Origin of the sequence: Streptomyces sp. NPDC093071 (assembly GCF_044754545.1) — a bacterium.
In the GTDB taxonomy this organism is placed as follows: Bacteria; Actinomycetota; Actinomycetes; order Streptomycetales; family Streptomycetaceae; genus Streptomyces.
Map to the genome: position 1 here is coordinate 21,021 of NZ_JBIVPH010000003.1, position 15,029 is coordinate 36,049.

14 protein-coding genes are annotated in these 15,029 nt (G+C 72.0%); 7 read left to right on the forward strand and 7 right to left on the reverse strand.

The features are described from left to right. Positions 1–56: 56 nt before the first annotated feature. Together fabI and fabG are read right to left on the reverse strand one after the other, a co-directional pair. A complete protein-coding gene (gene fabI / locus ACIQD7_RS11425; RefSeq protein WP_121830423.1) occupies positions 57–833 on the reverse strand; it encodes an enoyl-ACP reductase FabI in 777 nt (258 codons plus the stop codon). A 5-nt stretch (positions 834–838) separates the two neighbouring features. After that, positions 839–1,558 (reverse strand): 3-oxoacyl-[acyl-carrier-protein] reductase, encoded by a 720-nt coding sequence (gene fabG, locus ACIQD7_RS11430; RefSeq protein ID WP_121830424.1) that lies wholly within the window; start codon positions 1,556–1,558, stop codon positions 839–841. 443 nt (positions 1,559–2,001) lie between these two features. Between fabG and ACIQD7_RS11435 the strand changes: the two genes are divergently transcribed. The 3 genes from ACIQD7_RS11435 (at position 2,002) to tyrS (ending at position 6,322) form a co-directional block, all read left to right on the forward strand. Continuing rightward, a complete protein-coding gene (locus ACIQD7_RS11435) occupies positions 2,002–3,525 on the forward strand; it encodes a TldD/PmbA family protein (protein ID WP_121830425.1) in 1,524 nt (507 codons plus the stop codon). Between the two features lie 82 nt (positions 3,526–3,607). Then, positions 3,608–4,999: a metallopeptidase TldD-related protein gene (locus tag ACIQD7_RS11440; protein ID WP_402441414.1), complete on the forward strand. Its 1,392-nt coding sequence runs from the start codon at positions 3,608–3,610 to the stop codon at positions 4,997–4,999. A gap of 54 nt (positions 5,000–5,053) precedes the next feature. Continuing rightward, positions 5,054–6,322, forward strand: coding sequence for a tyrosine--tRNA ligase (gene tyrS, locus ACIQD7_RS11445; RefSeq protein WP_402441415.1), 1,269 nt, complete (start codon positions 5,054–5,056; stop codon positions 6,320–6,322). A gap of 93 nt (positions 6,323–6,415) precedes the next feature. On the opposite strand, the gene ACIQD7_RS11450 is transcribed toward tyrS, so the two are convergent. Then, positions 6,416–6,691, reverse strand: coding sequence for a GlsB/YeaQ/YmgE family stress response membrane protein (locus ACIQD7_RS11450; RefSeq protein WP_383405627.1), 276 nt, complete (start codon positions 6,689–6,691; stop codon positions 6,416–6,418). Between the two features lie 169 nt (positions 6,692–6,860). Between ACIQD7_RS11450 and ACIQD7_RS11455 the strand changes: the two genes are divergently transcribed. Next, a complete protein-coding gene (locus ACIQD7_RS11455) occupies positions 6,861–7,205 on the forward strand; it encodes a DUF3099 domain-containing protein (RefSeq protein WP_402441416.1) in 345 nt (114 codons plus the stop codon). Positions 7,206–7,393: 188 nt separating this feature from the next. Next, entirely contained in the window at positions 7,394–7,618 is a 225-nt protein-coding gene (locus ACIQD7_RS11460; RefSeq protein ID WP_062756692.1) for a hypothetical protein, read from the forward strand. A gap of 8 nt (positions 7,619–7,626) precedes the next feature. Here ACIQD7_RS11460 and moaA read toward each other — a convergent pair whose 3' ends face one another. From moaA to ACIQD7_RS11475, 3 genes are all read right to left on the reverse strand, one after another. Continuing rightward, complete coding sequence (gene moaA, locus ACIQD7_RS11465; protein WP_383148867.1) at positions 7,627–8,616, reverse strand: GTP 3',8-cyclase MoaA; 990 nt, start codon at positions 8,614–8,616, stop codon at positions 7,627–7,629. 163 nt (positions 8,617–8,779) lie between these two features. Then, positions 8,780–10,405, reverse strand: a complete 1,626-nt coding sequence (locus ACIQD7_RS11470; protein WP_402441417.1) for a cation acetate symporter — start codon at positions 10,403–10,405, stop codon at positions 8,780–8,782. Next, positions 10,402–10,776: a DUF485 domain-containing protein gene (locus ACIQD7_RS11475; protein WP_121830432.1), complete on the reverse strand. Its 375-nt coding sequence runs from the start codon at positions 10,774–10,776 to the stop codon at positions 10,402–10,404. Before ACIQD7_RS11475 ends, ACIQD7_RS11470 begins: the two co-directional genes overlap by 4 nt. A gap of 273 nt (positions 10,777–11,049) precedes the next feature. Here ACIQD7_RS11475 and ACIQD7_RS11480 point away from each other — a divergent pair, with 273 nt between their 5' ends. Further along, positions 11,050–12,585, forward strand: coding sequence for a S8 family peptidase (locus ACIQD7_RS11480; protein ID WP_402441418.1), 1,536 nt, complete (start codon positions 11,050–11,052; stop codon positions 12,583–12,585). A 91-nt stretch (positions 12,586–12,676) separates the two neighbouring features. Next, a complete protein-coding gene (locus ACIQD7_RS11485) occupies positions 12,677–13,984 on the forward strand; it encodes a CoA transferase (protein ID WP_402442318.1) in 1,308 nt (435 codons plus the stop codon). Here the strand turns inward: ACIQD7_RS11485 and ACIQD7_RS11490 are convergent. Then, a complete protein-coding gene (locus tag ACIQD7_RS11490) occupies positions 13,974–15,017 on the reverse strand; it encodes a zinc-dependent alcohol dehydrogenase family protein (protein WP_402441419.1) in 1,044 nt (347 codons plus the stop codon). The two genes, ACIQD7_RS11485 and ACIQD7_RS11490, sit on opposite strands and share 11 nt — an antisense overlap. Between the last annotated feature and the right edge of the window lie 12 nt (positions 15,018–15,029).

Here is a 15,029-nt window from a genome sequence, read left to right on the forward strand (position 1 = left end):
CGTGCGCACCGCCCCGGGGGGGCGGGCACACGGCCCTGGAGTCCGTACGGAAGGCGTCAGGCGCCGATCGCGTGCAGACCGCCGTCGACGTGGACGATCTCGCCGGTCGTCTTCGGGAACCAGTCGGAGAGCAGCGCGACGATGCCGCGGCCGGCCGGCTCCGGGTCGGTGAGGTCCCACTCCAGCGGGGAGCGGCTGTCCCAGACGGAGGCCAGCTCGCCGAAGCCCGGGATGGACTTGGCGGCCATCGAGCCGAGCGGACCCGCCGAGACCAGGTTGCAGCGGATGTTCTGCTTGCCCAGGTCACGGGCGATGTAGCGGCTGGTGGCCTCCAGGGCGGCCTTGGCCGGGCCCATCCAGTCGTACTGCGGCCAGGCGAACTTCGCGTCGAAGGTGAGGCCGACGACGGAGCCGCCCTCGCTCATCAGCGGCAGCAGCGCCATCGTCAGGGACTTCAGGGAGAAGGCCGAGACGTGCATGGCGGTGGCGACGGACTCGAACGGCGTGTTGAGGAAGTTGCCGCCGAGCGCGTCCTGCGGGGCGAAGCCGATCGAGTGCACGACGCCGTCGAGGCGGTCGCCGAGGTGCTCGCGGACCTGGCCCTCCAGGCGCGCGAGGTGCTCGTCGTTGGAGACGTCGAGCTCCAGGACCTTGACGTCCTCGGGCCGGGGCAGCTTCTTGGCGATGCGCTCGGTCAGCGTCGGCCGGGGCCAGGCGGTGAGGATGATCTCCGCACCCTGCTCCTGGGCCAGCTTCGCGGCGTGGAAGGCGATGGAGGACTCCATCAGCACACCGGTGATGAGGATGCGCTTGCCCTCGAGGATTCCACTCATGGTGATCAGTGACCCATGCCCAATCCGCCGTCAACCGGGATGACGGCTCCAGTGATGTACGCGGCGTCGTCGGAGGCGAGGAACCGCACCGCGGCGGCGATCTCCCCGGGCTGCGCGTAGCGGCCCAGCGGCACCTGGGACACGATGCCCGCGCGCTGCTCGTCGGTGAGCACCGCGGTCATGTCGGTGTCGACGAAGCCGGGGGCGACGACGTTGAAGGTGATGTTGCGGGAGCCCAGCTCACGCGCGAGGGAGCGGGCGAAACCGACCAGACCGGCCTTGGAGGCGGCGTAGTTGGCCTGGCCCGCGGAGCCCAGCAGGCCGACGACCGAGGAGATCAGGACGACGCGGCCCTTCTTGGCGCGCAGCATCCCGCGGTTGGCCCGCTTGACGACCCGGAAGGTGCCGGTGAGGTTGGTGTCGACGACGGAGGTGAAGTCCTCCTCGGACATGCGCATGAGGAGCTGGTCCTTCGTCACGCCGGCGTTGGCCACGAGGACCTCCACCGGACCGTGCTTCTCCTCGATCTCCTTGTACGCCTGCTCCACCTGCTCGCCGTCGGTGATGTCGCACCGCACGGCCAGGCAGCCCAGCTCGGCCAGCGCGGCCGGCGGCTCGCCGGAGCGGTACGTGAAGGCGACCTTGTCGCCGGCCTCGGCGAACGCGCGGGCGATGGCGAGGCCGATGCCCCGGTTTCCTCCGGTGACGAGAACCGAGCGGCTCAACGGATCACCCTTTCGATAGCGGTCTGGTAGCCGAAAACCTATCTGCATCGCTCCCGACATGAGGAATCGACCTCCGACAGTGGCGTACGGGCCGCTCTGTCGGGTCCCTACAGCCCGGGGGCTCCGGGAGGCGGCCGCCCGGCGGCCCGCGACCGGGCCCGCGCGGGGTGCCGTCCGGGGCGTGAGAGGCGTGGTCCGGGGCGGGGGATCGCGTCTTCCGGCCGCCGGGTCGCCTGCCGGGAAGCGCGGCCCGTACGCGGCCGGGCGGCCCGGCCAGTACCGGAGCGCCTTGTGCCGTCACCCCAATGCCCGCTGTGCGGTGGCCGGTTGGGTCCGGTTCCGCCGAGGGCGCACGGCAATGCGCCGCCCCGACCGCCCGTCCCGTGATTGACTTCCCGGGCAGTTCCGTGACCGTCTTCCGATCACCGAGAGCGAGGCCGCTCGTGGGCCATCAGATCGACCCTTCGTTCGTCGCGCTGCCCCTTCGGGCACTCGCCGACGCCGCGCTCGCCCGAGCGCGCGCGCTGGGTGCCGAGCACGCCGACTTCCGCCTGGAGCGGGTGCGCAGCGCCGCGTGGCGGCTGCGCGACGCCAAACCGTCCGGATCCTCCGACACCACGGACCTCGGCTACGCGGTGCGGGTGGTGCACGGCGGGGCCTGGGGGTTCGCCTCCGGGGTCGACCTGACCATGGACGGGGCGGCCCGGGTCGCCTCGCAGGCGGTCGCCATGGCCAAGCTGTCCGCGAAGGTGATCGCGGCGGCCGGGTCCGAGGAGCGCGTGGAGCTGGCGGCGGAGCCGGTGCACGAGGAGAAGGTGTGGGTCTCCTCGTACGAGATCGACCCCTTCTCCGTGCCCTCCGAGGAGAAGAGCGCCCTGCTCGCCGACTGGAGCGCGCGGCTGCTGGGGGCGGAGGGCGTGGCGCACGTGGACGCCTCGCTGCTCACCATCCACGAGAACAAGTTCTACGCGGACACGGCCGGCACCGTGACCACCCAGCAGCGCGTGCGGCTGCACCCGCAGCTCACGGCGGTGGCCGTGGACGGGACGACCGGTGAGTTCGACTCGATGCGGACGATCGCGCCGCCGGTCGGGCGCGGCTGGGAGTACCTGACCGGCACGGGCTGGGACTGGGACAAGGAGCTGGACGAGATCCCGGCGCTGCTGGCCGAGAAGATGCGGGCGCCGAGCGTCGAGGCCGGGCGGTACGACCTGGTCGTGGACCCGTCGAACCTGTGGCTGACCATCCACGAGTCGATCGGGCACGCCACCGAGCTGGACCGGGCCCTCGGCTACGAGGCGGCCTACGCGGGCACCTCCTTCGCCACCTTCGACCAGCTGAACAAGCTGACGTACGGCTCCTCGGTCATGAACGTGACGGGCGACCGGACCGCCGAGCACGGGCTCGCGACCATCGGCTACGACGACGAGGGCGTCGAGGCGCAGTCCTGGGACCTGGTGAAGGACGGCACGCTCGTCGGCTACCAGCTGGACCGGCGGATCGCGAAGCTCACCGGCCTCGGCCGGTCGAACGGCTGCGCCTTCGCGGACTCCCCCGGGCACGTGCCGGTGCAGCGGATGGCGAACGTCTCGCTCCAGCCGGACCCGGGCGGCCTGTCGACGGAGGACCTGATCGGGGGCGTGGAGCGCGGGATCTACGTGGTCGGCGACCGGTCCTGGTCGATCGACATGCAGCGGTACAACTTCCAGTTCACCGGGCAGCGCTTCTTCCGCATCGAGAACGGGCGGCTGGCCGGACAGCTGCGGGACGTCGCGTACCAGGCGACGACCACGGACTTCTGGGGCTCGATGGAGCAGGTCGGCGGCCCGCAGACGTACGTGCTCGGCGGCGCCTTCAACTGCGGCAAGGCCCAGCCGGGCCAGGTCGCCGCGGTCTCCCACGGCTGCCCCTCCGCCCTCTTCCGGGGCGTCAACATCCTCAACACGACGCAGGAGGCCGGTCGATGATCGCTCGCCACCAGATCTGCCGGGGGTCCGGGGGTCGACCCCCGGGCAAGCACAGCCTCAACACGACGCAGGAGGCGGGACGATGAGCCGCGTCAGCAAGCCGTACGAGATCGTCGAGCGGGCCCTGGAGCTGTCCCGGGCCGACGGGTGCGTCGTCATCGCGGACGAGGAGTCCTCGGCCAATCTGCGCTGGGCGGGGAACGCCCTCACGACGAACGGCGTCACCCGGGGCCGCACTCTCACGGTGATCGCGACCGTCGACGGGGCGCAGGGCACCGCCTCCGGCGTCGTCTCCCGGTCGGCCGTGACCGTGGACGACCTGGAGCCCCTGGTGCGGGCCGCCGAGGCCGCCGCCCGGTCCGCCGGGCCCGCCGAGGACGCGCAGCCGCTGGTGGAGGGCGTGCCCGTCTCCCCCGACTTCACGGACGCCCCGGCGGAGACCTCCTCCGCCGTCTTCGGGGACTTCGCGCCCGCGCTCGGCGAGGCCTTCGCCCGGGCCCGGTCCGGGGGCCGCGAGCTGTACGGCTTCGCGAACCACGAGCTGACCTCCACCTATCTGGGCACGTCGACCGGGCTGCGGCTGCGGCACGACCAGCCCAACGGGACCCTGGAGCTGAACGCCAAGTCCCCCGACCGCTCGCGCTCCGCCTGGGCCGGGCGCGCGACCCGGGACTTCAAGGACGTCGACCCGGCGGCGCTCGACGCCGACCTGGCGGTCCGGCTCGGCTGGGCGGAGCGGCGGATCGAGCTGCCCGCCGGGCGCTACGAGACGCTGCTGCCGCCGACCGCCGTGGCCGACCTGCTGATCTACCAGCAGTGGAACGCCGCGGCCCGGGACGCGGTGGAGGGCCGTACGGTCTTCTCCAAGCCCGGCGGCGGCACCCGGCTCGGCGAGACCCTCTCGCAGCTGCCGCTGACGCTGCGGACCGACCCGAACGAGCCGGGCCTGGAGTCCGCGCCGTTCGTGATCGCGCACTCCTCCGGCGACGACTCCTCGGTCTTCGACAACGGCCTGCCGCTGGCGCCGACGGACTGGGTGCGGGACGGGAAGCTGGAGCGGCTGGTCACCACCCGGCACTCGGCGGGACTTACTCGGTTGCCCGTGGCCCCCGGAGCGGGGAACCTGATCCTGGACGGCGGCGGGGAGCGTTCCCTGGAGGAGATGGTGTCCTCCACCGAGCGCGGTCTGCTGCTGACCTGCCTCTGGTACATCCGCGAGGTCGACCCGGCAACGCTGCTGCTCACCGGGCTGACCCGGGACGGCGTCTACCTCGTCGAGAACGGCGAGGTGGTCGGCGAGGTGAACAACTTCCGGTTCAACGAGTCGCCGGTGGACCTGCTGTCGCGGGCCTCGGAGGCGGGCCGTACGGAGAAGACGCTGCCGCGCGAGTGGAGCGACTGGTTCACCCGGGCCGCGATGCCCGCCCTGCGGGTGCCGGACTTCAACATGAGCTCGGTCAGCAAGGGGGTCTGACCCACCTAGACTGGGCCCCGGCATCACCCCGATCAATCAAGGAGACGGACGACCGTGACGGACATCGTCGACGAGCTGAAGTGGCGCGGGCTCTTCGCCCAGTCCACCGATGAGGACGCACTGCGCAAGGCTCTCGCGGACGGTCCCGTCACGTTCTATTGCGGCTTCGACCCGACCGCGGCCAGTCTCCACGTCGGTCACCTGGTCCAGGTCCTCACCGTCCGCCGGCTCCAGCGGGCCGGGCACCGGCCGCTGGCGCTGGTCGGCGGGGCCACCGGGCAGATCGGCGACCCGCGGCCGTCGGCCGAGCGGACCCTGAACGACCCCGAGACGGTCGCGAACTGGGTGAACCGGCTGCGGTCGCAGATCGAGCCGTTCCTCTCCTTCGAGGGGGAGAACGCGGCGGTCATGGTGAACAACCTGGACTGGACCGCCGGCCTCTCGGCGATCGAGTTCCTGCGGGACATCGGCAAGCACTTCCGGGTCAACAAGATGCTGACCAAGGACTCCGTGGCCCGGCGCCTGGAGTCCGAGCAGGGCATCAGCTACACCGAGTTCAGCTACCAGCTGCTCCAGGGCATGGACTTCCTGGAGCTGTACCGCCGCTACGGCTGCGTGCTCCAGCAGGGCGGCTCGGACCAGTGGGGCAACCTGGTGGCCGGGCTCGACCTGATCCACCGCCTGGAGCCGGGGGCCGAGGTCCACGCGCTCGCGACCCCGCTGATGGTCAAGGCGGACGGCACCAAGTTCGGCAAGACCGAGGGCGGGGCCGTCTGGCTGGACCCGGAGATGACCACGCCGTACGCGTTCTACCAGTTCTGGCTGAACGTGGACGACCGGGACATCTCCACGTACATGCGGATCCTCTCCTTCCGTTCCCGTGCGGAGCTGGAGGAGCTGGAGGAGCAGACCGCCGAGCGGCCGCAGGCCCGGGCGGCCCAGCGGGCGCTGGCCGAGGAGCTGACCACCCTGGTGCACGGCGCCGAGCAGTGCGCGGCCGTCATCGCCGCCTCCAAGGCGCTGTTCGGCCAGGGCGACCTGGCCGAGCTGGACGGGCCGACGCTGGCCGCGGCCCTGTCCGAGCTGCCGCACGCGCGCGTGTCGGCGCTCGGCCAGGTGGTGGACCTGTTCGCCGAGGTCGGTCTGGTGGCGAGCAAGTCGGCGGCGCGCCGCACGGTGAAGGAGGGCGGGGCGTACGTGAACAACGCGAAGGTCGCCGCCGAGGACGCCGAGGTGTCGGCGGACGACCTGCTGCACGGGCGCTGGCTAGTGCTGCGGCGCGGCAAGAAGAACCTGGCGGCGATCGAGTACACCGGCGCCTGACGGGTCCGCCCGTACGACACGACCGGAGGCCCGGTACGGCACGTGGTGTGCCGTACCGGGCCCCCGGTCTCTCCGGTGCCGTCCCGCGAGGGGTCAGGCCCGTCGTCTTTCGCCCTTGATCGAGGCCCAGAGCATGTCGCCCAGGCCGACGACGACGACCGCGCCGATCAGCTGGAGCAGATGACGGATCCAGTCGATGCCCTTGGTGTCGTTCACGCCGATCCAGGTCGCGACCGCGTTTCCGAGGACGCTGCCGAGGATGCCGAACACGACCGTCAGCCAGAGCGGGATCTGCTGCTTGCCCGGCAGGATCGCCTTCGCGATCAGACCGAGGACGAGTCCCACGATGATCGCCCACAACCAACCCATTGTCGCCTCCTTGTAAGCATGTGGGGCCAGTCTCGGCCTTGCCGACATGCGGCGCATGTCGGACAGCGCCATACGTGCCCCGGTCTCGTACGCGCCGGAGGGCGGGCGTACCGTGGAACGAGGACCGGACCGGGGTGGGTCCGGCGCGACCGGCGGGTGGTGAACGGTGATGCCGAAGCGTGGCGGAACCGAGGTCTTCCGGATCACGGGGGCCCGGCAGGGGCTCGCCGACGACGTCCGGGGGCGGCAGCGGAGGTACGTCATCTCGATGACGGTCCGGACGCTCTCCGTGATCGCCGCCGCGGTGCTGTGGAACGTCGAGCGGCACGTGGCGGTCGTGGCGCTGGCCCTGGGCATCCTCCTGCCGTACGTCGCCGTGGTGATCGCCAACGCGGGACGCGAGTCGGCGCCGTCCCTTCCCTCCACGTTCGTACCGACTCCGGTGCGGCCCGCGCTCGGCGCGGAGGGGTCGGAGGCGGCCCCGGAGACGGACCGCGCGCACGGCCGGAACTGATCACCGAGCGTGGCCGGAAACCTCAAGAAAAGCTCAGATCAATCATGAAGTTCCAGTGCACCGGACCCCATGTGCCGTGACATACTGCCTACGCGCTCCGCATCCCCCGTCGGAGCGACGGACCGGTGCCGGGCAGCTCCCCCCGTGGCTGCTCGGCATCGCCCTTGCTGGACAATGACCGGGTGATCATGGGTCCAGTGAGCGAAGAGAAGCCGATCTGTTCCGCCAAGGGCTGCCGCGCCGACGCCGTCTGGGTGCTCGCGTGGAACAACCCCAAGCTGCACACGCCGGAGCGGCGCAAGACCTGGCTCGCGTGCGAGGAGCACCGCGAACACCTCTCCCAGTTCCTGGGCGTACGGGGCTTCCTCAAGGACGTCGTGCCGCTGGCCGACTGGGAGTCGGAAGCGCCCTAGCGCGGGGGTCAGCCGCCGATCGCCGACATCGGGCGGTCGGGCTGGAGGAAGCTCGGGTCGTCGAGGCCGGAGCCGGCCTTCTTGCCCCACATCGCCTTCTTCCAGAGCTCCGCGACCTCGGCGTCCCCCGCGTCCGAGCGGAGCGCGGCCCGCAGGTCGGTCTCCTCGGTGGCGAAGAGGCAGGTGCGGACCTGTCCGTCGGCGGTGAGCCGGGTGCGGTCGCAGGCCCGGCAGAACGGGCGGGTGACGGAGGCGATGACGCCGACCGTGTGCGGTCCGCCGTCGACGACCCAGCGCTCGGCGGGGGCCGAGCCGCGCTCGTCGGCGCCCTCCGGGGTCAGGGCGAAGCGGGTGCGCAGGGACTCCAGGATGTCCCCCGCGGTGATCATGCCGTCGCGCTTCCAGCCGTGCTGGGCGTCGAGCGGCATCTGCTCGATGAAGCGGAGCTCGTACCCCTCCTCGATCGCCCAGGCCAGCAGGTCGGGGGCCTCGTCGTCGTTGAGCCCGGGCATCAGGACGGCGTTGACCTTGACCGGGACCAGGCCGGCGTCGCGGGCGGCGGCCATGCCGTCGAGGACGTCCCGGTGCCGGTCGCGGCGGGTGAGGGTCTTGAAGACGTCGGGGCGCAGGGTGTCGAGGGAGACGTTGACCCGGTCGAGGCCCGCGGCCTTCAGGGCGGTCGCGGTGCGCTTGAGCCCGATGCCGTTGGTGGTGAGGGACATCCGGGGGCGGGGCTCCAGGGCCGCGCAGCGCTCGACGATGCCGACGAGCCCGGGGCGGAGCAGCGGCTCGCCGCCGGTGAAGCGGACCTCGGTGACGCCGAGGTCGGTGACGGCGATGCGGATGAGCCGGACGATCTCGTCGTCCGTGAGCAGGTCCGGTTTGGCGAGCCACTGGAGGCCCTCCTCCGGCATGCAGTACGTGCAGCGCAGGTTGCACCGGTCCGTGAGCGAGACGCGCAGGTCGGTGGCGACCCGGCCGAAGGTGTCGATGAGCACGGTGGGCCCCCTCCCCGTCTGTGGATCGGTTCGTTTCGATCGCCTGTTCCGAGCCTACGCGAGCGGTGCGACATCGAGCAGGACAGATTGTCACGAGGACCGGAGCGGCCGCGTCGTAGAAGCCTACGACGCGGCCGCCCGGGAAATGCGGAACGTGTGCGGTTCAGTGCGCTCCGACACCGGTGAGGGACTTGACCTCCAGCTCCGCGTACTTGCCCTTGTCGGCCTTCTCCTTGGAGAGGACCGAGCCGAGCCAGCCGAGCAGGAAGCCGAGCGGGATGGAGACGAGCCCGGGGTTCTCCAGCGGGAACCAGTAGAAGTCGACGCTCTTGAACATCGAGGTCGGCTTGCCGGAGACGACCGGCGAGAACAGCACCAGGACGACGGCGGAGACCAGACCGCCGTAGATCGACCACAGGGCGCCCTGGGTGGTGAACCGCTTCCAGAAGAGCGAGTACAGGATCGTCGGCAGGTTGGCGGAGGCGGCGACCGCGAAGGCGAGGGCGACCAGGCCGGCGACGTTGAGGTCGCGGGCGAGGGCGCCGAGCGCGATGGAGACGACGCCGATGAGGACGGTCGCCCAGCGGGCGGCCCGCACCTCCTCCTTCTCGGTGGCCTGTCCGCGCCGGATGACGTTGGCGTAGATGTCGTGCGCGAAGGACGACGAGGAGGCCAGGGTCAGGCCGGCGACGACGGCGAGGATGGTCGCGAAGGCGACGGCGGAGATGACGGCGAGGAGGATCGCGCCGCCGGTGGAGCCGGCTCCGCCGCCGATCTCCAGGGCCGCGAGCGGGGCCGCGGTGTTGCCCGCCTTGTTGGAGGCGATGATGTCGCTGTTCTTGAGCAGGGCGGCGGCGCCGAAGCCCAGGACGATGGTCATCAGGTAGAAGGCGCCGATGATGCCGATGGCCCAGTTGACCGACTTCCGGGCGGCCTTGGCGGTCGGGACCGTGTAGAAGCGGATGAGGATGTGGGGCAGGCCGGCCGTGCCGAGGACGAGCGCGATGCCGAGCGAGAGGAAGTCCAGCTTCGAGGTCGCGGTGGCGCCGTACTTGAGGCCGGGCTCCAGGAAGGCCTGGCCCTTGCCGCTGTTGGTGGCGGCCGCGCCGAGCAGCTCCGACAGGTTGAAGTGGAACTTCCACAGGATGAGGAAGGTGATCAGGAGCGTGCCCGCGATGAGCAGGACGGCCTTGACCATCTGCACCCAGGTGGTGCCCTTCATGCCGCCGATGGTCACGTACACGATCATCAGGACGCCGACGAGGGCGACGATCGCGACCTTGCCGCCGTCGCTGGTGATGCCGAGGAGCAGCGAGACGAGGACGCCCGCTCCGGCCATCTGCGCGAGCAGGTAGAAGATCGAGACGACGATGGTGGAGGTGCCGGCGGCGGTGCGGACCGGGCGCTGGCGCATCCGGTAGGCGAGGACGTCGCCCATGGTGAAGCGGCCGGAGTTGCGCAGCGGTTCGGCGACCAGGAGCAGGGCGACGAGCCAGGCGACGAGGAAGCCGATCGAGTAGAGGAAGCCGTCGTAGCCGAAGAGGGCGATGGCGCCGGCGATGCCGAGGAAGGACGCGGCGGACATGTAGTCGCCGGAGATCGCCAGGCCGTTCTGGAAGCCGGTGAACTGGCGTCCGCCGGCGTAGAAGTCGGCGGCGCTGCGGGTCTGCCGGCCGGCCCACACGGTGATGACGAGGGTGGCGATCACGAAGGCGCCGAACAGGGCGATGATCAGGGGCCGGTGCTCGCCGGTGGCGTTGCCCGCCGCGAGCAGGACGGGGGTGCTCATGCGTCGCCCTCCATACGGGACTTGATGGCCTCGGCCTTGGGGTCGAGCCGGTTCGCCGCGTGCCGCGAGTAGAGCCAGGCGATGAGGAAGGTGGTGAGGAACTGGCCGAGGCCCAGGACCAGCGCCACGTTGATGTTGCCGAAGAGCCTGGTGCCCATGAAGCCGCCCGCGTAGTTGGAGAGCAGCACGTAGAGCAGGTACCAGGCGATGAAGGCGAGAGTGAGGGGGAAGGCGAACGAGCGGTAGGTGCGGCGCAGTTCGCCGAACTCCTCGCCCTCCTGCACCTCGACGAACTGCTCCGTGGTGGGCGGCACGGGAACCCGATCGGTCTCCGTGCCGTTTCGGGCTGGCGGCGGTGCTTCGGTAGCCACGGAATCTCCTCGTGACGCGGGGGCGGACGGCTGGGTCAAAGGGGGCCTCACCGGGGGTGCGGGAGCCAGGGCTCCGGGTGGAGCCCTCCCCTGCACAACGGCACGGAGGAGGAAGCGAAGCGGTTCACCCCGAGGATTTTCTCGGGCAGATCTTCATGAAGTCTTCTCAACTCATTGATGGGACAGGAAGATCAGCGATAGCTTCACTCGTCATGCACCTGTCCGCGCGCAAACCCGCGCGCGAGCAGTACATACGGATGATGTGGAGAACCCATGGCTCATCTGGGATCGAGGCGCGGCCGAGCTCTCGCTCTGCCGGTCGGCCTCGCGCTCACGGCCTCGCTCGGCTTCCTTCCCTCCGGTGCCTCGGCCGCGGAGCTGAGCGACGCCCCGGCCGCCGCCGTGGCGACGGACGGACCGAAGCTGTCGTACGTCGTGAACGTCGACGGGGGCCACTCGACCGCCAAGTCAGTGAAGAAGGCGATAGCCGCCGCGGGCGGTACGGTCGTCGTCTCCTACGACCAGATAGGCGTGATAGTCGTCCACTCGCAGAACCCGGACTTCGCGAAGCAGGTCCGCAAGGCGCGCGGCGTGGTGTCGGCCGGCGCGACCCGTACCGCCCCGCTCTCCGTGCAGGGCGACAAGTCGGTCGGCGGCGGCACGCAGGAGCTGACCGAGGCCGAGGCCAAGGCCGCCGCGGCCCGGGCGACGGACGAGCAGGACGCGCTGGAGCCCCTGCAGTGGGACCTGCCGGCGATCAAGGCCGACAAGGCGCACCAGCGGACGCTCGGCAGCAAGCGCGTCACCGTCGGCGTCATCGACACGGGCGTGGACGACACCCACCCGGACCTGGCCCCGAACTTCAACGCCAAGGCCTCCGCGAACTGCGTCTCCGGCAAGCCGGACACCACCCCCGGTTCGTGGCGTCCGAACCCGGGCGAGAGCGACCACGGCACGCACGTCGCCGGTACGATCGCCGCCGCCAAGAACGGCATCGGCATCACCGGTGTCGCCCCGGGCGTGAAGGTCTCCGGCATCAAGGTGTCCACGCCGGACGGCTTCTTCTACACGGAGGCCGTGGTCTGCGGCTTCGTGTGGGCGGCCGAGCACGGCGTCGACATCACGAACAACAGCTACTACACCGACCCGTGGATGTTCGCGTGCAAGAACGACGCGGACCAGAAGGCCCTGATCGAGGCCGTCACCCGCGCCACCCGCTACGCGGAGCGCAAGGGCACGGTCAACGTGGCGGCGGCCGGCAACTCCAAGTTCGACCTGGCGGCCGACTCGATCGTCGACGACAGCAGCCCGAACGACTCCACGCCGGGCGGCCGGACCATCGACCCGAAGAAGTGCCTGGACTACCCGGCGATGCTCCCGGGCGTCGTCACGGTCTCCGCGACCGGCGCCAAGGACCTCAAGGCGTCCTACTCGAACTACGGCCTCGGCGTCATCGACGTCGCCGCGCCCGGCGGCGACCGCACCGCGTACCAGACGCCGGACGCCCCGGCGGTGAACGGCCTGATCCTGTCGACCACGGTCAACGGCGGCTACAACTACAAGGGCGGCACGTCGATGGCCTCGCCGCACGCGGCGGGCGTCCTGGCGCTCATCAAGTCGAAGCACCCGGGCGCGAGCCCGGCGGCGCTGAAGGCGCTGCTGTACGCGCAGGCCGACAAGCGCGCCTGCACGAACCCGTACGACATCGACGCCGACGGCACGATCGACGCCGTCTGCGAGGGCGGCAAGAACAAGAACGGCTTCTACGGGGCCGGTCTGATCGACGCGCTCGACGCGGTCCGCTGGTAACCAGCGGTCGTCGGGGCCCCGGTGCGGTACGCCGCGCCGGGGCCCTTTCGCGTGACCGGCCCCGGCGCGGATCATGGACTCCATGAACGCCATGGACAGCACGGTGCGCACGGGTACGGAGTCGCTGTGGTCGGCCCTCGGCGGTGATCCCGCCCTCGTCGACCGGGTGTCGTTCACCGGGCCCTCGGGGCTGCTGCCGGCCCGGCTGCCGGTGATGGACCTGGCGCGGGCCTCGGTCGCGGTGGCGGGGCTCGCGGCGGTCGAGCGGGCGGGGCTCCCGGGGCCGGTGCGGGTGGACGACGGGGCGGTGGCCACCGCCTTCACGAGCGAGCGGCACCTGCGGGTGGACGGGCGGGCGCCGGTGAACTTCGCGCCCCTCTCCCGGTTCTGGCGGGCGGCGGACGGCTGGGTCCGCACCCACGCCAACTATCCGCACCACCGGGCGGCGCTCCTGGCCGCCCTCGGCGTGCCGTCCGGGGCGGTCGAGGAGGTGGCGGCGGCGATCGGCGGGCGGCGGGCCGTCGAGGTCGAGACGGCGGTGTACGGGGCCGGGGGCCTGGCCGTCGCCCTGCGCACCCCCGGGGAGTGGGCGGCGCATCCGCAGGGCCGGGCGGTGGCGGAGAGCCCGCTGCTGACCCGGGAACGGCTCGACGAGGCGCCGCCCCGGCCGCGTACGGGGCCGCCGCGGGTCCTGGACCTGACCCGGGTGCTCGCGGGCCCCGTGGCGACCCGGACGCTCGCGCTGCTCGGCGCGGACGTGCTGCGGATCGATCCGCCGGGCAATCCGGAGCTGCCGGACCAGCACGCGGACACGAACGTCGGGAAGCGGACGACCGTCCTCGACCTGGAGCGGCCCACGGACCGGCGCACCTTCGGCGAACTCCTGGACGCGGCCGACGTGCTGGTGACCGGCTACCGGCCGGGCGCGCTCGACCGCTTCGACCTCCACCGCCCGGGGCTGGTCACGGCCCGGGTCTCCGCCTGGGGCGAGCACGGGCCGTGGGGCGGGCGGCGCGGCTTCGACTCGCTGGTGCAGGCGGCGACCGGGATCGCCGTGGTGGAGGGCTCGGCGGAGGAGCCGGGCGCGCTGCCCGCGCAGGCCCTGGACCACGGCACCGGCTATCTCCTCGCGGCGGCGGTCCTGCGGTCGCTGACCGAGCGGGACCGGGACGGCGGCACCCGGCTCGTCCGCCTGGCCCTCGCGCGGACGGGCCACTGGCTGACGCACGCGCTGCCCGCGTACGACCCCGGGCGGTACCTCACCGAGTCGCAGGGCCCGCTCGGGCGGCTGCGGCACGCGCTGTCCCCGGTCGCGTACGAGGGCGGCCCGGCGGGCTGGTCGCGGCCGCCGGGCCTGCCGGGGGCGGACGCGCCCGCGTGGACGGGTCCTACGGCTTGACGAGGACCTTGAGGGCGGTGCGCTCGTCCATGGCCTTGTAGCCGCCGGGGACGCCGTCGAGGCCGACGGTCAGGTCGAAGACCGGGGACGGGTCGATCGTGCCGTCGAGGACGTCCGGGAGGAGTTCCGGGATGTACGCGCGCACGGGGGCGACGCCGCCGCGCAGCGCGATGTTCCGGTCGAACATGACGGACAGGTCGAGGCCGGTGCCGCTGCCGTGCGGGACGCCGACGTAGCCGATGGACCCGCCGTCGCGGGCGATCGCGACGGCGGTCCGCATGGACTGTTCGGTGCCGACGGCCTCGATGACGCCGTGGGCGCCCTGGCCGCCGGTGAGCTCGCGGACGGCGGCCTCGGCGGCCTCCCCGCGCTCGGCGACGACGTCGGTGGCGCCGAAGGCGCGGGCGATGTCGGTGCGGGCGGTGTGCCGGCCGAGCGCGATGATCCGCTCGGCGCCGAGCCGCTTGGCGGCGAGGACGCCGCAGAGGCCGACGGCTCCGTCGCCGACGACGGCGACGGTGGAGCCGGGCCCCACTCCCGCGCCGAGGGCGGCGTGGTGGCCGGTGCCCAGGACGTCGGAGAGGGCGAGCAGGGCGGTCAGGAGCCGGTCGTCGGAGGCCGCCTCGGCGGGCAGCTTGACGAGGGTGCCGTCGGCGAAGGGGACGCGGACGGCCTCGCCCTGGCCGCCGTCGGAGCCCGCGGAGCCCCAGAAGCCGCCGCGCGGGCAGGAGGTCTGGAGGCCCTCGGCGCAGTACGCGCAGGTGCCGTCGGACCAGACGAAGGGGGCGACGACGAGGTCGCCCCTGCGGAAGCCGCGGACCCCGTCGCCGGCCTCCTCGACGACGCCGAGGAACTCGTGGCCGATGCGCTGGCCCGGCTGCCGGGCGGACTCGCCGCGGTAGGCCCACAGGTCGCTGCCGCAGACGCAGGCGCGCAGGACCCGCAGGACGACGTCCTGGGGATCCTGGATCACCGGGTCGGGCACGTCCTCCACGCGCATGTCGAACGGGGCGTGGATGGTGGTGGCGCGCATGACGGACGGTCC

Bases quoted from the DNA above. Each gene is read 5' to 3' on its own strand.
- fabI (WP_121830423.1), bottom strand. From the start codon at position 833: ATGAGTGGAATCCTCGAGGGCAAGCGCATCCTCATCACCGGTGTGCTG.
- ACIQD7_RS11440 (WP_402441414.1), top strand. From the start codon at position 3,608: ATGAGCCGCGTCAGCAAGCCGTACGAGATCGTCGAGCGGGCCCTGGAG.
- ACIQD7_RS11450 (WP_383405627.1), bottom strand. From the start codon at position 6,691: ATGGGTTGGTTGTGGGCGATCATCGTGGGACTCGTCCTCGGTCTGATC.
- ACIQD7_RS11455 (WP_402441416.1), top strand. From the start codon at position 6,861: ATGCCGAAGCGTGGCGGAACCGAGGTCTTCCGGATCACGGGGGCCCGG.
- ACIQD7_RS11460 (WP_062756692.1), top strand. From the start codon at position 7,394: ATGGGTCCAGTGAGCGAAGAGAAGCCGATCTGTTCCGCCAAGGGCTGC.
- ACIQD7_RS11470 (WP_402441417.1), bottom strand. From the start codon at position 10,405: ATGAGCACCCCCGTCCTGCTCGCGGCGGGCAACGCCACCGGCGAGCAC.
- ACIQD7_RS11480 (WP_402441418.1), top strand. From the start codon at position 11,050: ATGGCTCATCTGGGATCGAGGCGCGGCCGAGCTCTCGCTCTGCCGGTC.
- ACIQD7_RS11485 (WP_402442318.1), top strand. From the start codon at position 12,677: ATGGACAGCACGGTGCGCACGGGTACGGAGTCGCTGTGGTCGGCCCTC.
- ACIQD7_RS11490 (WP_402441419.1), bottom strand. From the start codon at position 15,017: ATGCGCGCCACCACCATCCACGCCCCGTTCGACATGCGCGTGGAGGAC.